Origin of the sequence: Pseudomonas sp. 39004 (assembly GCF_028682155.1) — a bacterium.
Classification (GTDB): domain Bacteria; phylum Pseudomonadota; class Gammaproteobacteria; order Pseudomonadales; family Pseudomonadaceae; genus Aquipseudomonas; species Aquipseudomonas capeferrum.
Genome location: NZ_JANIAG010000237.1, coordinates 1 through 6,759 on the forward strand (window position 1 = coordinate 1; position 6,759 = coordinate 6,759).

Consider the following 6,759-nt stretch of genomic DNA (forward strand, 5'->3'; position numbering starts at 1 on the left):
CTTGCCGGGGCGCCGGACCGGCAAGGCCGCTCCTACACAAAGACGGGCTGTATCAGTTGTGGCAGTGATCAGTACACATCCCGCCGATAGCGCCCCTCTTCGATCAATTGCTCGACCAACGTTTCTCCGAGAATGCCCTTCAGCGCGGCATCAACACCGGCAGCCATCCCTTGCAGGCTGCCACAGACATACACACAGGCCCCGTCGGCGACCCAGCGCTTGACCGCTTCGGCCTGCTGCAGCAACACATCCTGCACATACACCTTCTCTGCCTGATCCCGCGAAAACGCGAGGTCCAAGCGCGCCAGGTCACCGCTGCCCAGCCAGCCTTGCAGCTCATCACCGCATAGCAGGTCGTGGGCCCGGTTACGCTCCCCGAACAACAGCCAGTTGCGCTGCTCGCCCGCGTTGATGCGTGCCTTGATCAAGCTGCGCAGACCTGCCAGCCCGGTACCGTTGCCGATCAGAATCATCGGCACCGGCGACGCGGGCAGGTGGAAGCCACTGTTGCGGCGCAGGCGCAAGCCAAGCGCGCCATCCACCGGCAGGTACTCGGTCAGCCAACCGGAACCCAGGCCGAGGGTGTCATCGGGGTGACGTTCCTGGCGCACGATCAACTCCAGCACACCGTCACTGGCGATCGAGGCGATGGAGTATTCACGCGTGCCGATCGGTACCAGCGCATCGACCAGCGCCTGGGCGTGCAGCCCCACCAGGTGATCGCGCCGGCTCGGCAGCTGGCGGCTGGCCAGCGCCTGACCCAAGGTTTCGCTCAGGCCGTCGAGCTGCACGGTCGTGTCGGCATTCAGGCCCAGGCCGTGGAGGAAGGCATCGACCCGCGGCTGACCATTGCGCGGCAAGATTTCCACCAGGTCACCAGCCTGCCAGCTGGCGGGCGCTTCGGCACGCAGGCCGATCAGGTAAACCGGCTGGCCTTGGCTGCCCGGGTTCATCAGTGCGCGTTGCACCAGTGTCCAGTTGCCGAAGCTTGCTGGCTGCCAGGCCGTTACTGGCTGAGCGCCGGTCAGTTGCGCCAGTGCCTGCTGCCATTGCTGCAGGGCCGCCGGGTCGGCGCTGTCCACCTCTACCGGGCTGAACGCAGTGCTGGCGCCGCGCTCAGCCAACCAGGCCTGCAGGCGCCGGGCGAAACCGCAGAAGTGCGGATACTGACGGTCGCCCAAGGCGAGCACTGCGTAGTTGAGGTTGTTCAGCGCCCAGGGCTGGCCAAGCACCTTGCGTTCGAACGCGCGGGCGCTGTCAGGGGCTTCCCCGTCGCCAAACGTACTGACCACGAACAGTGCACGGCGAGCTTGGCGCAAGTCATCCTCGCCCAGTTCGGCCAAGGCGCGGACCTGCACCGGCAGGCCTGCAGCCTGCAACTGCCCGGCACTCTGCCAGGCCAGCTGTTCGGCAAAGCCGCTTTGGCTGGCGAAGCTGACCAACCAGCTGTCGCTGCCGGCGTTGACGCTGTCGACGCTGCCGCGGGCGGCGCGCACCTGGCGCTTCTTGCGGCGGCGGTCGAGGTACAGCAGCCAACCCGTCACGAAGAACAGCGGCATGGTCAGGCTGGCGACGGTGACGATGATGCGCCCTGGCAGGCCGAAGTACTCGCCCACGTGCAGGGCGTAAACGCTCTGCAGCAACTGCGCCTTGAAGGATTTGTCGGCGTAGCGGTCGTGGTTTTTCACCTGGCCGGTGGCCGGGTCCAGCACCAGGGTGTCGAAGGCGCGCGGGTGCGCAGCGTTGTCCCGCAGGAAGAACAGGTTGGCCGGTTGCCCACCTGCCGGTGGCAGGCGCAAGTTGTAGGCGGCCAGGCCCGGGCCTGCGGCAGCCTTGAGGCTGGCCCAGATGGCGTCGTAGTCGACCACCAGCGGTGGTGCGTTCTTGTCGACCTTCTGTGGCCCATGGCGGCCACGGCCTTCGCCGCGTTTTTGCTGCTGGCCTGCTGCCGGCGCGTCGGCCAGCAGCGAGTTCAGGCCTTGGCGATACCATTCATAGGACCAGAACAGGCCGGTGAGGGCGAACAACAGATAGAACAGCAGGCACCAGGTACCGGCCACGGCGTGCAGGTCCCAGTTGAAGGCGCGGCCTTTCTTGGCCCAGTCGAAGGTCAGCCAGACCCGCCAGTTGAGCGCCTTGCGCGGCCAGCGCAGGTACAGGCCGGAGAGGCAGAAGAAGATCAGCATCAGGGTGCAGGCGCCGGTGATCTGCCGGCCACTGTCGCCCATGGCCAGGAAACGGTGCAGGTTGAGCATCAGGTTGAAGAAGTCCTGCCCGGCCACTTCGCCCTTGAGCTCGCCGGTGTACGGGTCGGCATAGCGCAGCTCGCCGCGGCGCTCGCCCGGCGGTGGGGTGAAGAAGATACGCGCTGCGTTGCCCTGATGAAGGTCGACCCACAGCATCGACACCTTCTCGCCTTTCGCAGCCTCGACCCGCTGCACCAGTTCGGCGGGCGGCAGCACGCCCTCGGGGCGCACTTCGACCTTCAGCACATCGGCATTGAACGCACGCAGCAGTTCTTCCTGAAACGACCAGATCGCCCCGGTGATACCCATCAAGGCCAGCACCAGGCCAGCGGTGATGCCAAAGAACCAGTGCAATTGGAACAGCGTCTTCTTCACCACATCGATCACCTTGTCGTGCTGCCGCAACCTGCGCGGCGTGCATTATGCCTTGGTACGCAAAAGCCCCGCTCACTGGAATGAACGGGGCTCCGGGTTGCTGCTTTAGAAGTGGACGCTGGTGGTCAACAATGCGGTCCGGCCCGCCGCCTGGTTGGCGAAGTGGGTGGAGAACGCCTTGTCGTAGTACACCTCGTTGGTCAGGTTCTGCACGTTCAGCTGCAGGTCGACGTTCTTGGTCAGCTTGTAGGCCGCCATGGCGTCGTAACGTACATAGCTGTCGACCATGGTGGTGTTGGCCACGCTGCCGTAAACGTCATCCACATAGAACGCGCCGCCACCGACGGTGAGCTTCGGCGTGATCGCGTAAGTGGTCCACAGGCTGGCGCTGTTGTTCGGCGTGTTCGGCAGCTGGTTGCCGTCGTTGGCCTTGCCCAGCGGGCCGCCGTCGATCTGGCGGGCCTGCATGTAGGTGTAACCGGCGAAGACCTGCCACTTGTCGGTCAGCTTGCCGCTGGCCGACAGCTCGATGCCCTGCACGCGGGTTTCGCCGACGTTTTCGTAGCTGGTGGTATCCACCTGCACGCGGGCGTTTTCCTTCTCGGTGCGGAACAGTGCGGCGGCCAGGGACAGGCGCTGGTCGAGCAGGTCCCACTTGGTACCGATCTCGTAGTTGGTGGTTTCTTCCGGCTCCATGTCGCTGCTCAGCAGGTTGCCGGCGCGGTCGCTGGTGTTGCCCAGCGGGTTGCCTTCGGTGCCTTCACCCAGCATTGCGCCGGGTGGCGTTGCGGAGGTGGCGTAGGAGACATAGATGCTGCCGTTTTCGGCCGGTTTCCAGACCAGGCCCAGCTGGCCGGTGATGAACTCGCTGGTGTCACGGCCCTTGGAAGCAACGCCCTTGCTGTTCACCACGGTAGCGCCGGCGGCATCGTAAGTGCGGTACTGGGTGTCGAAGTGGTCGTAACGCAGGCCCATGTTCAGCAGCCAGTCAGGCGTCAGCTCCAGGGTGTCGAATACGTAGAGCGCGCGGGTATTGCTCTTGGTGTCGGTGCCCGCGTAATTGCGCGCAATGTTGCCGTTCCAAGGGTCGTCCGGGTTCGGGTTGCTCAGCGAGGTGCAGTTGTAACCGCTGCTGGCGCCGATCATGCCTGGGGTGCAGTTGCTGTTGGCGCTGCCGCCCGGCACGGTATCGGTGTCGACGGTGTAGGACGAACGCTTGCTCTCTTCGCGGCTCAGCTCGATACCAGTGGAGAAGCTGTTCTTCATGCCGCCCAGGTAGAACTCGCCAAACAGGTCAGTCTGGTTGGTGGTAGTGGCGGTGTTGCCGACACGGCTGTTGGCGCGGCGCCAGACGCTGCCGTTGTTGACGTTGCCCTTGCTGTCGTCCGGCTGGGTCAGGATGTAGTCCTGCATGCTGTTGCCATGGCGCAGGGTGTTCTTGACGGTCAGCGAGTCGGTCAGGTCGTGTTCGATCGCGAAGGTGGCGATGTCGACCCGGCTCTTGCGCAAGTCACGGCCGGTCAGGCCGTAGAAGTTGTCGCTGTCGCCACCGTCGTTCGGCTTGCTCGGGTGCGCCGAGGTGCGCCCGCCGCTACCCGACGTAGGGATGGTGTATGGGATGCCCGAATCCGGCAGGTCGTCGCTTTCCAGGTGGTAGTAGTCGAGGTTGACGCGGGTCGGCGTGCCCAGGCCGAAGGCCAGGGACGGGGCGATGCCCCAGCGGTCGTAGTTGACCTTGTCACGGCCGGCGACGTTGCTCTCGTGGGTCATCAGGTTGAGACGACCGGCGACGGTGTCGCTGAACTGGTAGTTGCCATCGAAGGTGTAGCGTTGGGTCTGGTCACTGCCCCAGGTCCAGGCGCCGTCCAGCGAGTTGCCCAGGTGCGCACGCTTGCTCACCAGGTTGATGGTGCCGCCTGCGGCGCCTCGGCCACCGATGGCCGAGTTCGGGCCCTTGGCCACTTCCACCGACTCGATGGCGAAGATCTCACGGGTTTGCGCGCCGGTATCACGCACGCCGTCCAGGTAGGTATCGCCCTGGGCGTCGAAGCCGCGGATGAACGGGCGGTCGCCCTGGGGGTTGCCGCCTTCACCGGCACCAAAGGTGATGCCAGGTACCGTACGCAGGGCGTCCTGCAGGCTGAGGGCGTTGGTGTCCTTGATGACCTGCTGCGGGATCACCGTGACCGAGCGCGGTGTATCGACCAGCGGCGCGGTGTACTTCTGCGACGAGGCTTTCTCGACCTTGTAGTCGGTGCTGGCCTGTTCGGCCTTGCCGTTGACGCTGGTGGCATCAAGGGTAACGGCACGGTTGGCGGCAGGCTCGGCAGCGTAGGCGGTCGAGGCAGTGATGGCGACGCCGATGGCGGTCACGATCAGGCGTGGCGAACTCACAGCAGATGGCACGTAGTGACGCATTGGTAAGGACCTTCCCCAAGGTGATAAGGCGGCGGATCTTAATGTAAGCAATTGTGACTAACAATTGAGAGTCGTTACCATTCGTGAAGAATTTACAATCTTTACAGTTTGCCGTTACGGTTTTCGTCGGCTGAAACGTCTTAAGCGGCGAATGGGGCTTGTGGTGTGTAAAAGGTAATCAATATCATTGACGCCTTTACATTTGCCCAGGTGCCGCCGCCATGCTGCTTCACATTCCCGGCCTGTTCGATGCCGACGAACTCGCGCGTATCCGTGAGGCCCTGGAGCAGGCTGACTGGGCCGATGGCAAGGTCACTGCGGGTTATCAGTCGGCCAAGGCCAAGCACAACCTGCAGTTGCCTGAAGGCCACCCGCTGGCCAAGGAGCTCGGCAGCGCATTGATCGACCGCCTGTGGAACACGCCGCGGTTCATGTCGGCAGCGCTGCCGCACAAGGTCTTTCCACCGCTGATCAATTGCTACCGCGAAGGCGGCAACTTCGGCTTTCACATCGACAATGCCCTGCGCCAGCCCAAGGGCAGCGCGGAGCGGGTGCGTACCGACCTGTCGTCAACGCTGTTCCTCAGCGACCCGGACAGTTATGACGGCGGCGAACTGGTGATCCAGGACACCTATGGCGTGCAGCAGGTGAAGCTGGCGGCCGGCGACCTGGTGCTGTACCCCGGCACCAGCCTGCACAAGGTCAACCCGGTGACACGCGGCCAGCGCTATGCTGCGTTTTTCTGGACGCAAAGCCTGGTGCGTGAAGACAGCCAGCGGGCGCTGTTGTTCGAGATGGACAATGCCATCCAGCAACTCACCGCCGATGTGCCCGAGCACCCTTCGCTGCTGCAGTTGACGGGTACCTACCACAACCTGCTGCGCCGCTGGGCTGAGGTCTGAGACGTGTCATACCAATTGCGTCGTGAAGAAGTGGTGGATGTTGCAGGCCTCAAGGCCATGCTCGAAGACAGCCCCGGCAAGGCTGCCCAGGCGATCCTGGCGGCAGCGGGGCAGGGGGCGGTCGAGGCACAGTTGCTGCTGGGGCAGATTCTGCTCGACGGGCGTGGCATCGAAGCCGATGCCGGTGTGGCCCGGCGCTGGTTCGGCATCGCCGCCCAGGCCGGCAGTGCCATGGCGCACAACATGCTCGGGCGTTGCCTGGAGCATGGCTGGGGGGGTGAGGTAAGCCTTTCGCAGGCGGCCATCCACTATGCGCGTGCAGCCGACGCAGGGCTGGGCTGGGGCCTTTACAACCTGGGCAACCTGCTGGCCACCGGGCGAGGGGTGCCAGCCAACCAGGCCCAGGCATTGCTCTGTTACGAGAAGGCCGCGCACCTTGGGCATGCCAAGTCGATGAACCTGTACGGGCGTTACCTGGAACAAGGCATCGCCACGGCGCCCAGCCCGGCGCGGGCGGTGCGCTGGTATCGGCGCTCGGCAGAGGCGGGGGACTTTCGCGGCATGTTCAGCCTGGCGCTGGTACTGGTCGAACGTGGGCAGGTGGCTGAGGCTGGGCCTTGGCTGGAGCGTGCGCGGGTTGAGGGGAATGTGAATTTTCTGCGCAGTGCAGTGGCCACTCTGCAGGGCGCTGGACCGTTGCTGGTGGGGTATGCTGCCGGATACGCCGAGGAACTCGAACAGCGTCGGGAATGATGTCTACAGTGCCGGCCTCTTCGCGGGGCAAGCCCGCTCCCACCGGACCCTGCTGTGCCACAGGA

4 protein-coding genes are annotated in these 6,759 nt (G+C 64.5%); 2 read left to right on the forward strand and 2 right to left on the reverse strand.

What is annotated here, in order from left to right:
- Positions 1 to 68: 68 nt before the first annotated feature.
- Positions 69 to 2,624, reverse strand: coding sequence for a sulfite reductase flavoprotein subunit alpha (locus tag NP534_RS24895; protein WP_274100471.1), 2,556 nt, complete (start codon positions 2,622 to 2,624; stop codon positions 69 to 71).
- Between the two features lie 102 nt (positions 2,625 to 2,726).
- Positions 2,727 to 5,039: a TonB-dependent receptor gene (locus tag NP534_RS24900; protein ID WP_274100472.1), complete on the reverse strand. Its 2,313-nt coding sequence runs from the start codon at positions 5,037 to 5,039 to the stop codon at positions 2,727 to 2,729.
- Positions 5,040 to 5,260: 221 nt separating this feature from the next.
- On the opposite strand from NP534_RS24900, the gene NP534_RS24905 reads away from it, so the two are divergent.
- A complete protein-coding gene (locus tag NP534_RS24905) occupies positions 5,261 to 5,941 on the forward strand; it encodes a Fe2+-dependent dioxygenase (RefSeq protein WP_095064040.1) in 681 nt (226 codons plus the stop codon).
- A gap of 3 nt (positions 5,942 to 5,944) precedes the next feature.
- On the forward strand, positions 5,945 to 6,694 hold the full coding sequence (locus tag NP534_RS24910) for a tetratricopeptide repeat protein (RefSeq protein WP_274100473.1): 750 nt from the start codon (positions 5,945 to 5,947) through the stop codon (positions 6,692 to 6,694).
- The last annotated feature ends 65 nt before the right edge of the window (positions 6,695 to 6,759 follow it).

Coding starts and splice junctions, on each gene's coding strand:
- NP534_RS24905 (WP_095064040.1), top strand. CDS start 5,261: ATGCTGCTTCACATTCCCGGCCTGTTCGATGCCGACGAACTCGCGCGT.
- NP534_RS24900 (WP_274100472.1), bottom strand. CDS start 5,039: ATGCGTCACTACGTGCCATCTGCTGTGAGTTCGCCACGCCTGATCGTG.